At 39.6% G+C, this 17,378-nt stretch carries 10 protein-coding genes; 4 read left to right on the forward strand and 6 right to left on the reverse strand.

Features of this window, described 5'->3' with window-relative positions; translation table 11 throughout:
- Nucleotides 1–114: 114 nt before the first annotated feature.
- The 3 genes from ACFSKV_RS11680 to ACFSKV_RS11690 all read right to left on the reverse strand — a co-directional run bounded on the left by ACFSKV_RS11680 (nucleotide 115) and on the right by ACFSKV_RS11690 (nucleotide 6,483).
- Nucleotides 115–2,922 (reverse strand): alpha/beta hydrolase family protein, encoded by a 2,808-nt coding sequence (locus ACFSKV_RS11680; protein ID WP_380802819.1) that lies wholly within the window; start codon nucleotides 2,920–2,922, stop codon nucleotides 115–117.
- Nucleotides 2,923–3,290: 368 nt separating this feature from the next.
- Nucleotides 3,291–5,813 (reverse strand): ABC transporter permease, encoded by a 2,523-nt coding sequence (locus ACFSKV_RS11685; protein ID WP_380802822.1) that lies wholly within the window; start codon nucleotides 5,811–5,813, stop codon nucleotides 3,291–3,293.
- Nucleotides 5,806–6,483, reverse strand: a complete 678-nt coding sequence (locus ACFSKV_RS11690) for an ABC transporter ATP-binding protein (protein WP_380802824.1) — start codon at nucleotides 6,481–6,483, stop codon at nucleotides 5,806–5,808. The genes ACFSKV_RS11685 and ACFSKV_RS11690 overlap by 8 nt, the downstream gene beginning before the upstream one ends.
- A gap of 221 nt (nucleotides 6,484–6,704) precedes the next feature.
- Here ACFSKV_RS11690 and ACFSKV_RS11695 point away from each other — a divergent pair, with 221 nt between their 5' ends.
- From ACFSKV_RS11695 to ACFSKV_RS11710, 4 genes are all read left to right on the forward strand, one after another.
- A complete protein-coding gene (locus tag ACFSKV_RS11695; RefSeq protein ID WP_380802826.1) occupies nucleotides 6,705–7,373 on the forward strand; it encodes an arylesterase in 669 nt (222 codons plus the stop codon).
- Nucleotides 7,374–7,579: 206 nt separating this feature from the next.
- Nucleotides 7,580–9,322, forward strand: a complete 1,743-nt coding sequence (locus tag ACFSKV_RS11700) for a GMC oxidoreductase (RefSeq protein ID WP_380802829.1) — start codon at nucleotides 7,580–7,582, stop codon at nucleotides 9,320–9,322.
- An 11-nt stretch (nucleotides 9,323–9,333) separates the two neighbouring features.
- The gene (locus ACFSKV_RS11705; protein WP_380802832.1) at nucleotides 9,334–10,041 is read left to right on the forward strand and encodes a gluconate 2-dehydrogenase subunit 3 family protein; all 708 of its coding nucleotides are present in this window, start codon (nucleotides 9,334–9,336) and stop codon (nucleotides 10,039–10,041) included.
- Nucleotides 10,042–10,203: 162 nt separating this feature from the next.
- The gene (locus tag ACFSKV_RS11710; RefSeq protein WP_380802834.1) at nucleotides 10,204–11,268 is read left to right on the forward strand and encodes a DUF6340 family protein; all 1,065 of its coding nucleotides are present in this window, start codon (nucleotides 10,204–10,206) and stop codon (nucleotides 11,266–11,268) included.
- 249 nt (nucleotides 11,269–11,517) lie between these two features.
- Here the strand turns inward: ACFSKV_RS11710 and ACFSKV_RS11715 are convergent, their stop codons facing one another.
- The 3 genes from ACFSKV_RS11715 to carA form a co-directional block, all read right to left on the reverse strand.
- Nucleotides 11,518–14,736, reverse strand: a complete 3,219-nt coding sequence (locus ACFSKV_RS11715; protein ID WP_380802836.1) for a S41 family peptidase — start codon at nucleotides 14,734–14,736, stop codon at nucleotides 11,518–11,520.
- A gap of 175 nt (nucleotides 14,737–14,911) precedes the next feature.
- Entirely contained in the window at nucleotides 14,912–16,189 is a 1,278-nt protein-coding gene (eno, locus tag ACFSKV_RS11720) for a phosphopyruvate hydratase (RefSeq protein ID WP_380802838.1), read from the reverse strand.
- Nucleotides 16,190–16,211: 22 nt separating this feature from the next.
- The gene (carA, locus tag ACFSKV_RS11725; protein WP_380802840.1) at nucleotides 16,212–17,309 is read right to left on the reverse strand and encodes a glutamine-hydrolyzing carbamoyl-phosphate synthase small subunit; all 1,098 of its coding nucleotides are present in this window, start codon (nucleotides 17,307–17,309) and stop codon (nucleotides 16,212–16,214) included.
- Nucleotides 17,310–17,378 lie beyond the last annotated feature (69 nt).

Consider the following 17,378-nt stretch of genomic DNA (forward strand, 5'->3'; position numbering starts at 1 on the left):
AGGTGCTTATTAGCCTCAAAATAGCCCTTTTCCCACAATTAAAAAAACCGATTGTCAATTCTAGTGACAATCGGTTTTAAATTGTTTTTTTTAACAAGACTTGGACACCTTAAATCAGTAAGGGGCCGGAACAAGTTCCAGTCCTTGTTGAATGCCTTTCTCTATAGCAGGAACCCCTCTTTCCATCCACATTGGCATTGGAGCATCCTTGAGGTAATGGTCAAAGAATTGCATCATACGGGTCTGGAAGTCTATCCTGTTTTCTCGCTTCACCGGCCAATGGGGTTCACCATTGTAATTCAACATCCAGGTTGGCTTATTGAGTCTTCTCATCGCCAAATACATTTCAATTCCCTGATACCAAGGCACTGCCCCATCGGCATCATTATGCATCAAAAGCAAAGGAGTTTCTATTTTATTGGCAAAAAACAAAGGAGAATTTTCAATAAACGGCAATGGATTTTCCCAAAGACTTACCCCAAGTCTGGATTGGGCTTTTTCATATTGGAACATACGGGCCAGTCCTGATTCCCAGCGGATTCCTCCATAAGCACTTGTCATATTGGCCACAATGGCTCCTGCCTCAGCTGCTCTGAACATTCTTGTTCTGGTCAAGATATAGGCTGTTTGATAGCCACTCCAACTATGACCCTGAATACCAACCCTGTCTTTGTTAACAAAACCCTGTTCTATCAGATAGTTAACCCCAGGAATGATACAATTAAAAGCACTCTCACCTGGATATCCTGTCTGATAAACTACATCCGGAACAAAAATCAGGTAATCATTACTGACATACATGGTCCTGTGTACCAAAGAGCGGATCGGTTCAGGTTTGTGGTGCTGATGAAGTGTATTTGAAAATTTCTCATAATATACCACGACCATGGGATACTTCTTTTTGGGGTCAAAATTTTCAGGCTTATACAAAATCCCTTCTAAAGGTATATTGTCTAAAGAATTCCACTTGACTATTTCCGCAGTTCCCCATAAATAATCTGATTGCTGTGGATTGGCCTGACTTACTTTTCTAGAATTACCAAAACTAAGATCCGCTACCCTCAAATCAGGAAATTCCTGAAAGTTTTCTCTTGTGAAAAGCAACAAATCCTCCTCTTTGGCTTTTTCAATCAGGTTGTACCTATGAGCAGTTTTTACAAGAATTGATGGGTTGGCGAAATTTGACTGCCATCTGGCAAAACCCGCCTCCTTACTATTTTCATCAAAAACAGATAACAGTAGGTTTTTACCCAAATCGACAAATCTTTCCTCAGGGTCCAGTTTTTGATACCTATATACTATGTTGCTTTCCCTTCCATTCTTAGTCAACCTCTCGGGGTTTCTAACTCCTTTTGGGTCAAACTTCCAAATATCGAATCTGTCATAGATCAGTATAAACTCCTCATTCAAGGTCCACCCCGCAAGGCCATAAGGTGAGGGATAGTCAGGAACATCCACGTCCTCTTCCCCGAAGGAAACCGATAGACCATGGTTAAGTTTAACGGTTTTTCCTGTTGCAAGATGATGGGTAAACCAGGCTGTATCAGGACTGCTGTACCAATACACAAAATTAGCATCGGGAGATAATCTTGCATTTCCTTTTATCTCTTTTGCGATCAATTGACTCTTTCCTGAATTTAAATCTATGCGGTAGAGATCAGTAAATGCACTGATATCCCAAGTTCTCATGACCCGGTAGGCCCTGTCATCAAGTCCCAAAACCACCGCTGCTTTTCCTTCCTCGTCAATTCTGATTTCTGGGATTTCAGGACTCCCTAACTGTACCAAATTCTTGGTCTGAAGGTCTATGACTGCCAGATAACTTTTCTTTTTTTCCCTATCAAGTCTCCTGTTTTGCTCCGGATAGATATAATCATCCTGCCAATGCCAGACTTCTACCTGAACCATTTCTTCAGGAAGCAATGTGGTATCCTGAAGGACAGGTACTGGATTGGTTCCTATAAAAAGCCTTTTCCCATCTTTTGAAAAATTCGGATAATAATTTTCAGAAATCAGCCAAGATTCAGGAATTCCAGGTGTTTCTTCATCAGCAAGCACAGAAGCCAAACCACTTCCCCTTTTCCAATACATCAACTTAGGTTCACGGACCAGGGCCTTGGTAGTATCAAGGTCAGCAATGAAAGCGATTTGCTCCCCGGCTTCATCAATGCTCAGGTACTTATATTTATGTTTGTTGTGCCCTTTGAAAATTTGGGAAGTTGAACCTGACATTAAATCATACCAATAAATCCCAGCAATCATATCCTGCTCATTACCAGTACTATGAAATAAAAGCCCTGTACCATTTTCGGAAAAAATATAATCCTTCACATATTCAAATCTTTCTTCAGCCCCATTAGTAAGGTTTTTTAAAACCAAGAGATAACCATTGTCATCAGAAAATTTCTTTGATTTCCCGTTGCCATTTCCTTCGGTTTGTCTTTCGGTTTGGTAAGCCAACCAGCCTCCGGATTTTTTTGGAATTTTATAGGATTTAACATTGGGAACTTTGTTGGCAATTTTGCTGGAAAAATCAAATATCCCCAAAGAATCCTTTGGCATCTCTTCTTTTTTCTTTTTTAATCTCCTTAAATATGTAAGGCTGTCTTTCTGGGCTTTGATCAAAAAAACTGCATGTCTACTGTCCGCTGTCAACTGGATATTGGCAGCCCTATCTACAGCAGACTGTGTGTTTTTTACCAAATCGTAAAAAATCACTTTTCCATCTGAATCTTCCGGATTCAAGGTAAAGGCCACATGCTTCCCATCTGGTGTCAATTGTCTGAAAGTAATGCTTTTCCACTCATCATAGGCTACATGGGTCAAAGGCCTTTTGATTTTTTGTGGGGGAGTTCCTCTTCTTTGGGCATAACTTGGGAGAACCAAGATCACCAAAATTAAGGCTGTGATTATATTTTTCATTCTATTCATAATTTTCCGACCTGAAAATAGATCATTCAAAAAAATTAAAAAAACGCCAATCCCTTTTCGGAAGTTAGGCGGTTTTTATGGTCAAATAAAATGTTGAAATCCTAATGTAGTTCTTAATTTTTCCTAAAATTATTCCAATTATTCATATCAGTCCCGATTCCAATCTGCCCTGTGATACCTGAGTGATAGATCCCTACATGAATAGGACTACCCATGCTTTGTGCCTGGACTTTGCCGATGAAGAAAAAAAAGCATACAAAAATGAAAAAAGAAAATCTTAGTAAAACCATTCATCGAATTAATTTAGTTAATTAACTAAACAAATGGATTGATCACTAAAATCTTACTTTGGTAAAAATTTAATTCCCCCTTAATATCTCCATTGGAGCCATCTTTATGATTTTTCTTCCATTCAACCAACCCAAAACTACTGTTAGCATCGTAATGGCTATATATACAATGAGTGCTTCTTTATAGGCTCCTCTGAAAGGCAATTCAAAAACAAATTCACTTAAAAGGAAAGTTGCCAGTAGAGACAATAATATCCCGCTCAGAGAGGCCAAGGAACCCAAAAAGAAATATTCCAAGGTATTGATTATACTGACTGTACCACTATCAGCACCAAGCGTCCTCAAGAGAATACTTTCGCGCATCCTTTGGTATTTACTGATGATCAGGGAACTGATCAACACCAAAATACCGGTAATTATGCTGAACAGGGCCATAAACTGAATAACAAAACTGATTTTACCAAGAATTTCCTCAAGTGTTTCTACGATAACCCCTAAATTGAGAACAGAAACATTGGGGAATTCACGGACAATTTCCGATTGGACATCCGCTGCTTGTCTGTCATTTTTTGTTTTTGTGATGACCACATGAAATTTTGGTGCATTATTCAGGACATTGTCAGGAAAAAGTACTAGAAAATTGGTGGAGACCTGATTGAACTTTACATCCCTAAAACTTCCCACAAAGGTTTTAATAGGTCTCCCCTGCACATTGAAAATGATTTCATCACCGATTTCAATACCCGAACGCATAGCGTATCCCTGATCCATTGAAATAAAAACTGAATCACCGGGGTTGACCACCTTTCTGAGTTCCCCTTTAACCAATCGCTCAGAACTAATCAGCGAGTCCCTATAGGTTACCCTGAATTCTCTGTTATAAAGCCATCTTGATCTTCTTTCTTCCTCCGGTAATTCCTCATTGGCTTTTTTGGTCAGGCCATTGATAGATTCAAGTCCCATAGTGACAATTGGCACCTCCTGCAATACAGGCAAACCCTTCGATTTGACTTTTTCTACTACCGAAGTTACCTGATGGGTTTGGATATCAAAAAGCAACATATTGGGTTGATCTTCCTTATCCGCAAACTTTGCCTCATCCAATAACTGATTTTGCACGAAAAAGAGGGTACTGATCATGGCTGTACCCAATCCTATGGTAGCGATTAAAGCAATTGTCTGATTATTCGGCCTGTATAGATTGGCCAATGACTGTCGTATAGTATACCTCAGGGAAATCGGCAGAAACTTCCTGATCAACAACATAATGCCCAAAGCAACTGCCCAAAGTATTAAAAAAGCAAAGACCACAAAACCAGTGAATCCGAGAGCTTCTTTCCAACCTCTTAAAAGGGCAAAACTAAAACCAAATACAAAAAGAAGAATCCCTCCAATAACCATCCATCTTATTACATCTTTTGTTAATTTAATTTCACCTTCTTCAGGTCTAAGGGTGGCCATCGGAGACACTTTCCTAATTTTTAAAAGGGGCAATAAGGCAAACAGCACAGAAACCAATAATCCGGTCAAAACTCCAAATCCAACACTGCTCCAGGAAACATCCACATTTACCTTAACTGGTAAAAAATCTTCAAAAACAGCAGGTAGCACGAATTGAAGTATTGACCCGAAGAAAGCACCGACCAAAGAACCTGCCAGGCCCATGATTAGAATTTGAACCAAATATATCTTCATGGCAGTCCAAGCTGAAACTCCCAAACAGCGGAGCACGGCCACAGAAGGCAATTTTTCTTTTACAAATACATTCACTGCACTAGCAACCCCAACGCAGCCTAATAATAAGGCAATAAAAGCAACCAGACTCAAAAAATTGGAAAGATTATCGAATGAACGGCCTGTTCTTCTTCTACTTTCATCAACTGTATCGGCGTCAATTTTTTCATCTTCCCAGGCAGCTTCAAATTCTTTGATGAGTTCATCTGGATTTACCTCTTCCTGAAACTTATAATACCTTTGGTATTTTAATCGGCTACCATACTGTATCAAGCCTGTGGCTTCCACATATTCCATGGGTATGTATACTGCCGGTGCTACCGTGGCTGTAATTCCTGTCTGACCAGGAGCTTTTTCCAATTGACCCTCAATGACAAAAGTCAGTTCTCCAACTTTAATACTATCACCCACTACCGCATTAAATTGGGCCATCAGAATTTTTTCAACCAAAGCCTTTCTACCTCCTTGTCTAAAAGTAAATTCTGCCTCCTCAGGTATTGTTTTTAATATTCCATAAAAGGGGAATTGCCCTTCTAGTGCCCTAACCTGGGTTAACCTACTTTCACCAGTTGCCGGAAAGGCCACCATGCTGGCAAAATTTACTTCATTGGCAACTTGTAATGCTATCGAATCCGTAGGCTGAACCCCAATCGGGCTACTCTTATCCAATACAAGGTCAGCACCAACCAATTCCTTTGATTGCCTGTCTATATCATTTCTTAAGTTTTCTCCAAAAGAACTAATTGCCACCAAAGCAGCAATACCCACCACCATGGAGGAAACAAACAAAAGCAGACGGGAAAAATTCTTCCTAAAATCCCGAAATGCCATTTTAAGGATCCAGGAAAAATCAGCCATAAGATGCCTCCTGAATTTTACCCCCTTTAATGTTAATGATCCTATTGGTACGTTTGGCCAATTCAGGATCGTGGGTTACCAAAATCAATGTAGTTCCCTGGTCCTTATTCATATCAAAAATCAAATCTTCTATCATATCACCGGTTTCTGTATCCAAATTTCCAGTGGGCTCATCTGCAAAAAGGATCTTCGGTTCATTTGCAAATGCCCTTGCGATGGATACCCTTTGCTGCTCTCCACCGGATAATTGAGTAGGATAATGGGTCAATCTATCTCCCAATCCCACTTTTTCCAACAGGATAGTGGCCTTTTCCTTGGCATCTTTCCTTTTTTTCAATTCCAAAGGCACCATTACGTTCTCCAGAGCCGTTAAGGTTGGAAGCAATTGGAAATTTTGAAAAATAAACCCCACATATTGGTTCCTGACTGCGGCTCTCTGATCTTCATTCAATTTTTCAAAAGCATTCCCATTAAGCACTACCGAACCTGTAGTAGCAGAATCCAAACCTGCGCAAAGTCCCAATAAGGTAGTCTTCCCACTTCCAGAAGGGCCAACTATAGCTATACTTTCACCTGATTGAATATCAAAGTTGATCTCATCTAATACGGTAAGTTTTTTACTGCCGCTTTGGTATGTTTTGGAAACGTTTTTAACTTTTAATATGGTCATGAAGTTTTTTATATAAATTAACTAGGGAATAAACAATATGTAACGTAGAAAAGGTTTACTCCGTTGGAAATAAAGATACTAGGAAAGTGTGAGCTTCAATGAAAATCCAAACAAAATTGTAATTTTGAAAATATCCTTAATTTAAAAAATCCTTCAAATAAATGCCAGTTTGTGATTTCATCCAAATGAATGATCAAAAAATCAAATAACCCTTACTCCCTATGTTGAATAAATTATTTGCAATTCTATTTATCCCAATAGTAATATTTTCCTGTACCTCTCCCAAAGAAGAAAAGGCTTCTAAGGATCAACCAAATAAGGAAAAGGAAATGGAAAGCCAAAAAAAAGTCATCTTGTTTTTTGGCAACAGCCTTACCGCGGGATATGGTATTGAACTGGAACACTCTTTTGTAGGCTTGGTCGCCCAAAGGATTGACAGCCTGGATATGGATTACAGAGTAATCAATGCCGGGCTTAGTGGTGAGACTACGGCAAGCGGCTTAAGCCGTTTGGAATGGTTCTTGGAGGAAGAGCCTGATATTTTTGTTTTGGAATTGGGCGCCAATGACGGTTTAAGAGGGATTACTTTGTCAGAAACAAAGAAAAACCTCAAAGCCATTATCCAAACCGTTAGGACACAGTATCCTGAAACCACCATTTTGTTAGCAGGGATGCAGATCCCCCCCAATATGGGACAGGAGTACATCAAGGAATTTCAAGAAATTTATCCTGCTGTTGCACTGGAAGAAAATGTGGAACTGATCCCATTTTTATTGGAAGGGGTAGCTGGAAATCCAGACCTCAATCTTCCTGATGGAATTCATCCAACAGAGGAAGGCCATTTGATTGTATTTGATACCGTCTGGAAATATTTGGAGGATTTATTGTAACTTCATTTTAAAAATTTCCCGAAAAAATAAATAAAAATTATTTAATCTGTCCCCAAACCAAAAAAGCTCATCTATAACTAGTCCTCTGAATTACATAAATTAAATTTTGAAATATTAGACTTACTAGATATCAATTCAAAAACTTTGATTTGAATTATTAATTTTTTTTGCAAACTTGTAAGACAAATACAAAAATTTTATAAAACATGAGTTTTGAAATCAAAACATCCAGCGAGACCTATGATGTGATAATTGTAGGTTCTGGCGCTGGTGGGGGAATGGCTTCTAAAATACTTTCCGAAGCGGGTTTGTCTGTTGCGGTATTAGAAGCAGGTGGAGATTTTGACCCTGCCAAAGACGAAGACAGGACCCAATTAAGACCACCATGGGAATCTCCAAGACGTGGAGGAGGAACTAGAATCAGACCTTTTGGAGATTTTGACCAGGCTATTGGAGGATGGGATATTGAGGGTGAGCCCTACACAAGAGGAGAAGGAACCTCTTTTGACTGGTTCAGATCAAGAATGGTGGGAGGAAGGACAAATCACTGGGGGAGAATTTCCCTTAGATTTGGGCCAAATGATTTCAAAAGAAGAAGTATTGATGGAATGGGAGATGACTGGCCGATTGGTTATGATGATCTAAAGCCTTATTATGATAAAGTAGATAAACTCATTGGGGTTTTTGGATCCAAAGAAGGCATTTACAATGAGCCTGACGGATTTTTCCTTCCTCCGCCAAAACCCAGACTTCATGAAATGTATATCATGCGCGGAGCCCAAAAAGTAAATATCCCTATTATACCGGGAAGGTTGTCAATGCTGACACGACCCATTAATAATGAAAGAGGGGTATGCTTTTTTTGCAATCAATGTAACCGGGCCTGTCAAGCTTATGCAGATTTCTCCTCTGGAACTTGTCTGATTAAACCTGCAATGGCCAAAGGTAAGGTAGATTTATATACCATGGCTATGGTCAGAACGGTTACCACAGATGATTCCGGAAATGCCACAGGTGTATCTTATATCAGTAAAGTGGACATGAAAGAATATAAACTCCGGTCAAGAGTGGTCGTTCTGGGTGCTTCTGCCTGTGAATCTGCAAGGATCATGATGAACTCTAAATCCAAAACCCATCCCAATGGAGTAGGTAACAGCAGTGGAATGGTAGGTAGATATCTCCACGATTCCACAGGGGCAGACAGAATGGGGATTATGCCGGATTTGATAGATAGAGAAAGATACAATGAAGACGGTGTCGGTGGAATGCATGTATACACCCCTTGGTGGCTGGATAATAAAAAACTGGATTTTGCCCGTGGTTATCATATAGAATACTGGGGAGGAATGGGAATGCCATCCTATGGTATAGGCTTTTCCATGGACACCATGAGGAAATACCTCAAAGATGAATTTGGTAACCCATCACCTAATGGAGGCTATGGCGAAGGCTTGAAAAAAGATATCCGCAGATTATATGGAAGTACTTTAGGCATGTCAGGCCGTGGTGAAAGTATTCCACAGTACAGTAACTATTGTGAGATAGACAATAATGTGGTAGACAAGTACGGTATTCCGGTATTGAAATTCCATTACAAATGGACAGATCAGGAAATAAAGCAGGCAAAACACATGCAGGACACCTTCGAAGAAATACTGACGGAAGCAGGTGCTGTATTGCTGGGTAAAAAACCTGGTCCGGATACCATGTACGGATTGGCGGCTCCTGGAAGAATTATCCATGAGGTGGGAACTACAAGAATGGGCAACAATGCCTCTTCCTCTGTATTGAACAGCAATTGTCAGGCCCATGATTGTAAAAACCTTTTTGTGGTGGATGCAGGACCATTTGTTTCCCAAGCTGACAAAAATCCAACCTGGACCATTCTGGCGCTTGCTTGGAGAACTTCCGATTACATCGTTGATCAGTTGAAAAAGAAAAACATTTAAACACCGGAGCCATGAATAGAAGAGAAAACCTAAAACTCCTTTTCACCGGATCTTTGGCATCCGGGTTTTTGCTGACCCATTGCAGTCCAAAAGATAAAGAATTGGATTATTCCCCAAAAATCACCGGAGGTACTCCCGGAGGTAGAACTGCAGAAGAAATCTCAAGGGATCAAAAGCTACTTTCAGAAACTTTCTTTACGGATGAAGAAAGAAAAAAACTGGATGTATTGGTGGACATCATTATGCCAGCTGGGGAAGATTCAGGAAGTGCCACAGAAGCCGGTGTACCAGATTTCATAGAGTTTATGATGAAGGATTACCCGGCTTATCAAACTCCCATGAGAGGTGGCTTAATGTGGTTGGATAATTACAGCGATGATACTTATGGCAAAAAATTCCTGGATCTTTCATCAGTAGAGCGCATGGAAGTTATTGATTTGATTGCCTGGCCAGATAAAGCCACCTCTGACATGAAAGGAGGGGTGATGTTCTTCAACATGCTTAGAAACCTTACTTCAACGGGATATTTTACCTCTGAAATAGGATTTAAATATTTAGGATATAAAGGGAATACCCCCAATGCATGGGACGGTGTACCTGGTGAAGTCCTGAAAAAACATGGTTTTGAATATCCCGAGAAGTACCTGTCGATTTACCTCAAACCTGAGGAAAGAGGTCAGATCGCTCAATGGGATGATGATGGAAATCTAATAGGGTAGTTTTAATATTAAGGTTTCTGCAATTGCAGAAACCTTTTTTCGTTTACTATCAAATAAAAAACAATTTGGTAGACAAATACATATTATTTTTCATTTATTCTCTGGTTTTTGCAACCTTTATCAAATTTTCCTCATCCATTCCATTGTTGAATTTTCATTTTTATGAGACAAATAATATTCCTGATTATATTCCTATTAGCCAATACTCTGTTTACTTCTTGTAGTAAAACAGTTACTTTGAACCGTATGGTTCCTGCAGAAATAAGTGTTTCGACCTATGTACAACGTTTGTTGCTGGTCGACAGAACAGCCCCTCAAAATGAAGGAATAGCGATCATAGAAGGAATTTTTTCTGGAGAGGTACCATTTGAGGTGAAAAATGCAGCTGAAGCAACCTTGACCGCTGTCCAGCAAGAATTGAACACCTCACCAAGATATGAAGTCATCAGGGCAAGGGAAAGGTTGAGGGGAGGATTATTCAGTCAAACCTTCCCAAGTCCATTAACCTGGGCACAGGTGGATGAGCTTTGCAGCAGATATGGAACAGATGCCATATTGGTTTTAGAAAAGTTCTCTTCTGATTTTGTAGTCACTGACAAAAAGAAAATGGTCAAAAAAACTATAGGCACAGGTAGGGATGCACGGGAAATCGAGGTGGAAGGGGTTTACATGGAAGGTGTAGCTTCAGTCAGCGCTGGATTCAGGTTATATGACCCAGAAACCATGAATATTTTCGATCAGGTGAATTATGACAAAACCAACCTTTGGTCTGCCGAGGCAGAAACCAAAACCCAGGCTACAGCCATGCTCATTGATAAAGTCCGGGCTACCCAATATGTTGGAAGGATGGCGGGGGCAAGTTATGCTCATAGAATTGCGCCTATGAATGTATCCATAAACCGTACATTTTATGAAAAACCCAAATCGTTTCCTGAATTGTCCAAGGGTTCACGATTGGCCCAGGTAGGTCAATGGGAAGAAGCTATAGACACTTGGAAAGAAGGCTTAAATCAAAATATTGATAATAAAACGGCGGGGAGGTTATGTTATAATATTGCTTTGGGCCATGAAGTAATGGGTGACTTGGAATCATCAAGATTTTGGGCTGGGAAAGCATTTACCGATTTTGGATTCAAAAAAGGAAGAACATACTCTCAGGAAATATCCCAAAGAATTCTTCAAGAGGAGATTGTAAGAGAACAATTGGCCAAAGAATATTCAGACTGACTTTACCCTACTCTTTTTGACTCAGGTTTTTAAGTGGGACGTATTAAACAATGGATGGAAAAAAACTAAGAGATATTTAGTATTTTATCTACCTTCAAAACTTTTTTTGAAAGTTGGTATTCCCTAGTATCATTTTGGTTTTCTTCAAAAATTCCCTGTAAAAAATGAAATTAATCAGGCTGGATGCAGAAAAATAAAAAAAGAGCTATCCTAATATTGGATAGCTCTTTTTTCGCGGCAAAACAGGAACTATTGGATTTCTTTTAACAGCTCTTTCACTGCTGCCTCAATCTGAGCATCTTTTCCATGAAGAATCTCTTCAAATGGGGTTGCTACTTTAATATCCGGCTCCAATTGAAGATTTTCCAAAGGACGGTCTTCCGCAATTCCGTAGAAAGCGATCATTGGAATTCCGAATACTATAGTAGGATCAATTTGTGTTTCCCACCAAACGGCCGTACTGGTTCCAGGAACAGGCATACCGATCAATTTACCAATTCCTTTGGCCCTATAGGCATATGGAAAAGCATGGGCATCAGAGTAGTTACTTTCACTCATCAATACTACACTTGGTTTGGACCATTTGTCCCTTGGTTCCCCTCCCTTGGAAACAAATCCATAGGGTCTAAAGGTAGCATAAGGTTTACCATCCAGAAAAGTGGAAAGGTCTTCATGCAACCAGCCTCCTCCATTGAATCTTGTATCCACAATCAAAGCTTCCTTGTCTGCATTTCTACCCAATACCTCATCAAACACGACCCTATAACTACCATCGTTCATCCCTTGAACATGCACATAACCGATTTTCCCGTTACTGAGCTTATCTACCATTTTTCTCATAGAATCAACCCATCTTTTGTAAAGGAGAGCATTCTCTGCTCCATTGGCTATAGGTTTCACCGTCTCTTCATACCTGCTATTTGATACCGGATCATACATGCTTAAGAGTACATTTTTATCTGCTTTTCTATTGAGCAAAATATTCCAGTCCATAGCATCATTGATTTCCACCCCATCTATTTTTTCAATCACATGCCCAGCCTTTACTTTACTTTGGGCTTTATCTAAAGGTCCCCCTGTAATGATTTCTTCAATTTTCAATCCGTTTCCAGAAGCCATTTCATCGTAAAAAAGCCCCAAAGATGCCGTCTCGTCACCATTTTCAGGTCTATGGGAATATCTTCCTCCTGTATGAGATCCGTTGAGTTCTCCCAGAATTTCACTTAGTAATTCCTGGAAATCATAATTGTTGTTGATATGAGGTAAAAACCTTGCATAATTTTCCCTATACATGTTCCAATCAATGCCGTGCAATTTAGGATCATAGAATTTCTTCTTTACTTGCCTCCAAGCATGATGGAAAATGTACTCCCTTTCCCCTGCAGTATTCAGAACCATTTCGGCACTGATTCCTACATTGGAAATTTTACCACTTGCTGTTTCGACCTTAGAGATTTTGCCATTGGCCAAGACAAAAAGGTTTTTTCCTTCCTTATCCAATTTAATTGTCCCTGGACCTGAATTGGTTTTTGCCAAAGACTTCAATTCCTTTGTTCTTGTATCCAAAGACCAGACATCATATTTATCCTCGAAACTGGCCATAAAGAAAAGCTTGTCACCATCCGGGGCCATCTCAAAAGAGGATAAATTGACTGATCCGGTAGTTAATCTTAGCTTTCTGTTTTCAATATCTTTTACATCTAAGACCAAAGGCCCATCCTCTTTTTTATTCCCGTTTTCTTTATTCTTATCCTTTTCCTTATCTTCTTTTTCCTTGACCAAATCAAATTCATCCTTACTCAATCGGAATCTATCGTAGGCTTCTTTATCAAAAAACATAGCATAAATATCCAATTCTCTAGCGCCTTGGTATGCCAAAGGTTTTTTCCCGTCTTTATCATTGACCCAAATAAAGGCCTTTCCTTTCATAGCAAATTTCCCCCCTCCATCTGAGAATCCACTATTGGTCAAATTAATGCCTTCTTGGGTTCTGGAAGCATCATACAATACCATGTGGCTTGCACCGAAATAACCCAAAGCATTTTTTGCAATGATCCATTTACTATCGGGACTCCAGGTGAAATCCTGGTCTCCATCACTGTAAGAAAAATTCTGTCCTTCAGGAATAATGGTCCTGGCAGTTTTATTCGCAAGATTAAATACCTTTAATATATTTCGTTCTTCCAGATAGGCTATCTCCTTGCCATCGGGAGATACTACTGGTTGGAACTCATCTTTTTCGGAAGCTATGACTGGCTCTTCTTTGATCAGGGTAGCTGCAAAAAAGTACGGTTCTTCACTTCTAACAATACTTGCTTTAAAAATATCCCAACTATCTCCTCTTTCAGTAGAATAATAAAGAGTTCTTCCATCCTCAGACCAACTAAGCATTCTTTCCTGTGCTGAGGTATTGGTGATCCTTTTGGTCAGGTTGTTATCAGCAGCAGTGACAAAAATCTCTCCTCGGAATACAAATGCAATTTCTTTTCCATTTGGGGATAGCGCCATTTCGGTGGCCCCACCGTTGACAGAAACAATTTTTTCTTCGTTCCCTCTAAAGTCTGCAAAGATTGAAATGTTCACTTTTTTGGGCTGTTCACCCTCTTTAAGGGTATAAATTTCACCATTCCATGAAAAAGTCAATAAATCATTATTTGACCTGCTGAGATGTCTGACGGGATGGTCTTCGAAATAGGTCAATTGCATTTCTTGACCATTGGCAATTTCTCTTTTAAATATATTCTGTGATCCGTTCTTCTCACTCAAGTAATAAGCAAATTTACCATCTGCTGAAAAAAGAGGTTCTCTGTCCTCCCCTTCAAAATCACTGACCTGGGTATATTTCTTGGTTGCCAAATCATAAACCCAAATATCTCTGGTCACAGATGAAGTATGGTGTTTTCTCCATTCATCTTCATATCCTTTTCTATCTTGGAATATGATTTTACCTCCATTGGCATCATAGTTTGCAAATTGAAACCCTGCAGTTGAAATCAAAGTATTTCTTCCCCCCGCTACAGGTACTTTGTACAATTTTCCAAATAGGCCTTTGTTTGGGAAACGGACTGAGGATTGCAAGTCATTCCTCGGAGAACTGAAAATGATATGCATTCCGTCCGGGCTAAAATCCCAAGGAAAGTCATTTCCAGAATGATAAGTCAATCTTTTAGCCTCTCCCCCATTTGATGGAATCACATAAACATCAAAATTACCATAACGATCACTCGAAAAAGCAATCTGCTTTCCATCGGGACTCCAAACTGGCATAAAATCATGAGCTTCATGAAGGGTTAGGGGGAATGCAGTTCCACCTTCAGTTTTAACTTTAAACAGGTCTCCTTTGTAACCGAATACAATTTCTTTTCCATCTGGGGAAATGGCCGGATACCTCAACCATAGAGGGTTACTTTGGGCAAATGACGTAAATGTCAATCCCAAATATACAAGGGCAGCATAAATTATTCTCATATTGGTTATTGATTTAGTTTCGGTCTGAATCTAATAAAAAAACGGCCATTACCCTAAAAATTCACTTTCATCGGAAATTTTGATTGAGTTTCTGGCTTATTAAACATTAAAATAAAAAAAACAGCCCAGGGGCTGTCTTTTAAATAAAATATCAAACACTTATAAAATTATTGGCTCATTTTCCGGGAAAATAGGCCGATTCACCTAATTGCTCTTCTATTCTTAGCAGCTGGTTATATTTAGCCATCCTATCAGACCTTGAAGCCGAACCTGTTTTAATTTGACCGCAATTGGTCGCGACTGCAAGATCAGCAATGGTAGAATCTTCAGTTTCTCCAGATCTATGCGACATCACTGCTGTAAAACCAGCTTTGTGGGCAAGAGCAATGGCATCCAATGTTTCGGTTAATGTTCCAATTTGATTTACTTTAACAAGAATTGAGTTGGCTGACTTTTCTTCAATACCTCTTTTGAGGAATTTAACATTAGTCACAAATAAATCATCTCCAACAAGTTGGATTTTGTCTCCTATTTTTGCAGTCAGCATAGCCCAACCATCCCAATCTTCTTCAGCACAACCATCTTCTATAGAGTCTATTGGATATTTCTCAGCAAGTTCAGCAAGATAAGCGACTTGCTCTTCCCTACTTCTTATTTTTCCTGAAGGACCTTCAAACTTAGAGTAATCATATTTTCCATCCTTGAAAAATTCAGATGCCGCACAATCCAAAGCGATAGTAACATCATCACCTGCTTTGTATCCTGCTTTTGAGATAGCGTCCAAAATACATCCCAAGGCTTCTTCTGTTCCGCCAGAGAAATTAGGCGCAAAACCTCCTTCATCGCCCACTGCTGTACTTAAGCCTTTATCATGAAGGATTTTTTTCAGGTGATGGAAAATTTCACAGCCCATTCTGATAGCTTCAGAAAAACTGGAAGCACCAACAGGCCTTACCATAAATTCCTGGAAAGCAATTGGAGCATCAGAGTGGGAACCACCATTAATGATATTCATCATTGGAACTGGGAGTGTATTGGCGTTTACACCACCTATATAGCGATAAAGAGGCTGGCCAGATTCCATAGCAGCTGCTTTGGCAACAGCCAATGAAACACCAAGGATAGCATTTGCGCCAAGTTTGCTCTTATTAGGAGTTCCATCCAGATCAATCATGATCCTATCGATAAGGTTTTGCTCAAATATATCTAAGCCTACCAATTCAGGCGCTATTACATCGTTTACATTTGAAACTGCCTTGAGAACTCCTTTTCCAAGATATTTTGATTTATCTCCGTCTCTAAGTTCAACGGCTTCATTAACACCTGTTGAAGCACCACTTGGAACCGCTGCTCTTCCAAAAGCACCATTTTCGGTCACCACATCAACTTCTACAGTTGGATTCCCTCTGGAGTCTAAAATTTGTCTAGCATGAATCGATTGAATCAATGTCATAATGTAAAAGGTTTAAGAGTTGTTAATTTTTATGCATTAAAGATATAAAATCATCAAATAAATACCTTGAATCATGAGGCCCTGGAGAGGATTCAGGATGGTATTGAACTGAAAAAGCAGGTTTATTGATAAGCCTGATGCCAGCCACTGTATTGTCATTCAAATGTACATGGGTGATTTCCACTTCATCGCTTTTTATCACATCTTCCCTTTTGACCACAAAACCATGGTTTTGTGAAGTGATTTCACTTTTACCGGTCAAAAGATTCTTGATTGGATGGTTTAGTCCTCTATGACCATGGTGCATTTTGTAGGTGGAAATGCCACAAGCTTCTGCAAGGATCTGATGGCCTAAACAAATTCCAAATACAGGCTTGTTGGTTGCCAGTATTTCTTTGGTGGTCTTGACAGCATAATCCATCACCGCAGGATCTCCGGGTCCATTGGAAAGAAAATATCCGTCTGGATTCCAGCTTTCCATTTCAGAAAGTGTTGTTTTTGCAGGGAACACTTTACAATAAACCCCTCTGTCCGCCAGGTTTCTAAGGATATTTAATTTGATCCCAAAATCCAAACAGGCTACTCTGATCTGGGAGTTTCTATCCCCAAAGTAAAATGGTTCCTTTGTACATACTTTAGAAGACAATTCCAAGCCGTTCATATCCGGAACTAGATTTAATTGGGCCTTTAGCCCTGCTAAATCATCTTCGAACTCAGAACTGATGATGGCATTCATTGCTCCCTTAGATCGTATATGCCTTACCAGTTTTCGGGTATCAATATCGGCAATTCCAGTAATGCCATATTTAACAAGATAATCCTGCAATGAACCACTGGCATCCAATCTACTATAGACTTCAGAAAAGCTGTTTACCACAATCCCTGCAATTGTGGGATGATCTGATTCCACTTCTGAATCGATTACCCCATAATTTCCAATATGGGATGTCGTGGTCACAATAATCTGACCTGTGTAAGAAGGATCTGTATATATTTCCTGATATCCGGTCATTCCGGTATTGAAACAGATTTCACCACCATTAGTACCAGGACTTCCAATTAAAGTACCACTAAAGAGGGTGCCATCCGCCAAAAGAAGTGAAGCTTTTTGTTTGTTCATCTTATAAATTAAAGGTTGCCAAAGTTAAGTATTTTTAGGGTATTAGCCTTGTGAAAATAACATGGAAAT

Source organism: Shivajiella indica, assembly GCF_042683085.1.
In the GTDB taxonomy this organism is placed as follows: Bacteria; Bacteroidota; Bacteroidia; order Cytophagales; family Cyclobacteriaceae; genus Shivajiella; species Shivajiella indica.

Excerpts from the sequence above, each read along its gene's own strand:
- ACFSKV_RS11680 (WP_380802819.1), bottom strand. The coding sequence starts at position 2,922 with ATGAAAAATATAATCACAGCCTTAATTTTGGTGATCTTGGTTCTCCCA.
- ACFSKV_RS11685 (WP_380802822.1), bottom strand. The coding sequence starts at position 5,813 with ATGGCTGATTTTTCCTGGATCCTTAAAATGGCATTTCGGGATTTTAGG.
- ACFSKV_RS11690 (WP_380802824.1), bottom strand. The coding sequence starts at position 6,483 with ATGACCATATTAAAAGTTAAAAACGTTTCCAAAACATACCAAAGCGGC.
- ACFSKV_RS11695 (WP_380802826.1), top strand. The coding sequence starts at position 6,705 with ATGTTGAATAAATTATTTGCAATTCTATTTATCCCAATAGTAATATTT.
- ACFSKV_RS11700 (WP_380802829.1), top strand. The coding sequence starts at position 7,580 with ATGAGTTTTGAAATCAAAACATCCAGCGAGACCTATGATGTGATAATT.
- ACFSKV_RS11705 (WP_380802832.1), top strand. The coding sequence starts at position 9,334 with ATGAATAGAAGAGAAAACCTAAAACTCCTTTTCACCGGATCTTTGGCA.
- ACFSKV_RS11710 (WP_380802834.1), top strand. The coding sequence starts at position 10,204 with ATGAGACAAATAATATTCCTGATTATATTCCTATTAGCCAATACTCTG.
- ACFSKV_RS11715 (WP_380802836.1), bottom strand. The coding sequence starts at position 14,736 with ATGAGAATAATTTATGCTGCCCTTGTATATTTGGGATTGACATTTACG.
- eno (WP_380802838.1), bottom strand. The coding sequence starts at position 16,189 with ATGACATTGATTCAATCGATTCATGCTAGACAAATTTTAGACTCCAGA.
- carA (WP_380802840.1), bottom strand. The coding sequence starts at position 17,309 with ATGAACAAACAAAAAGCTTCACTTCTTTTGGCGGATGGCACCCTCTTT.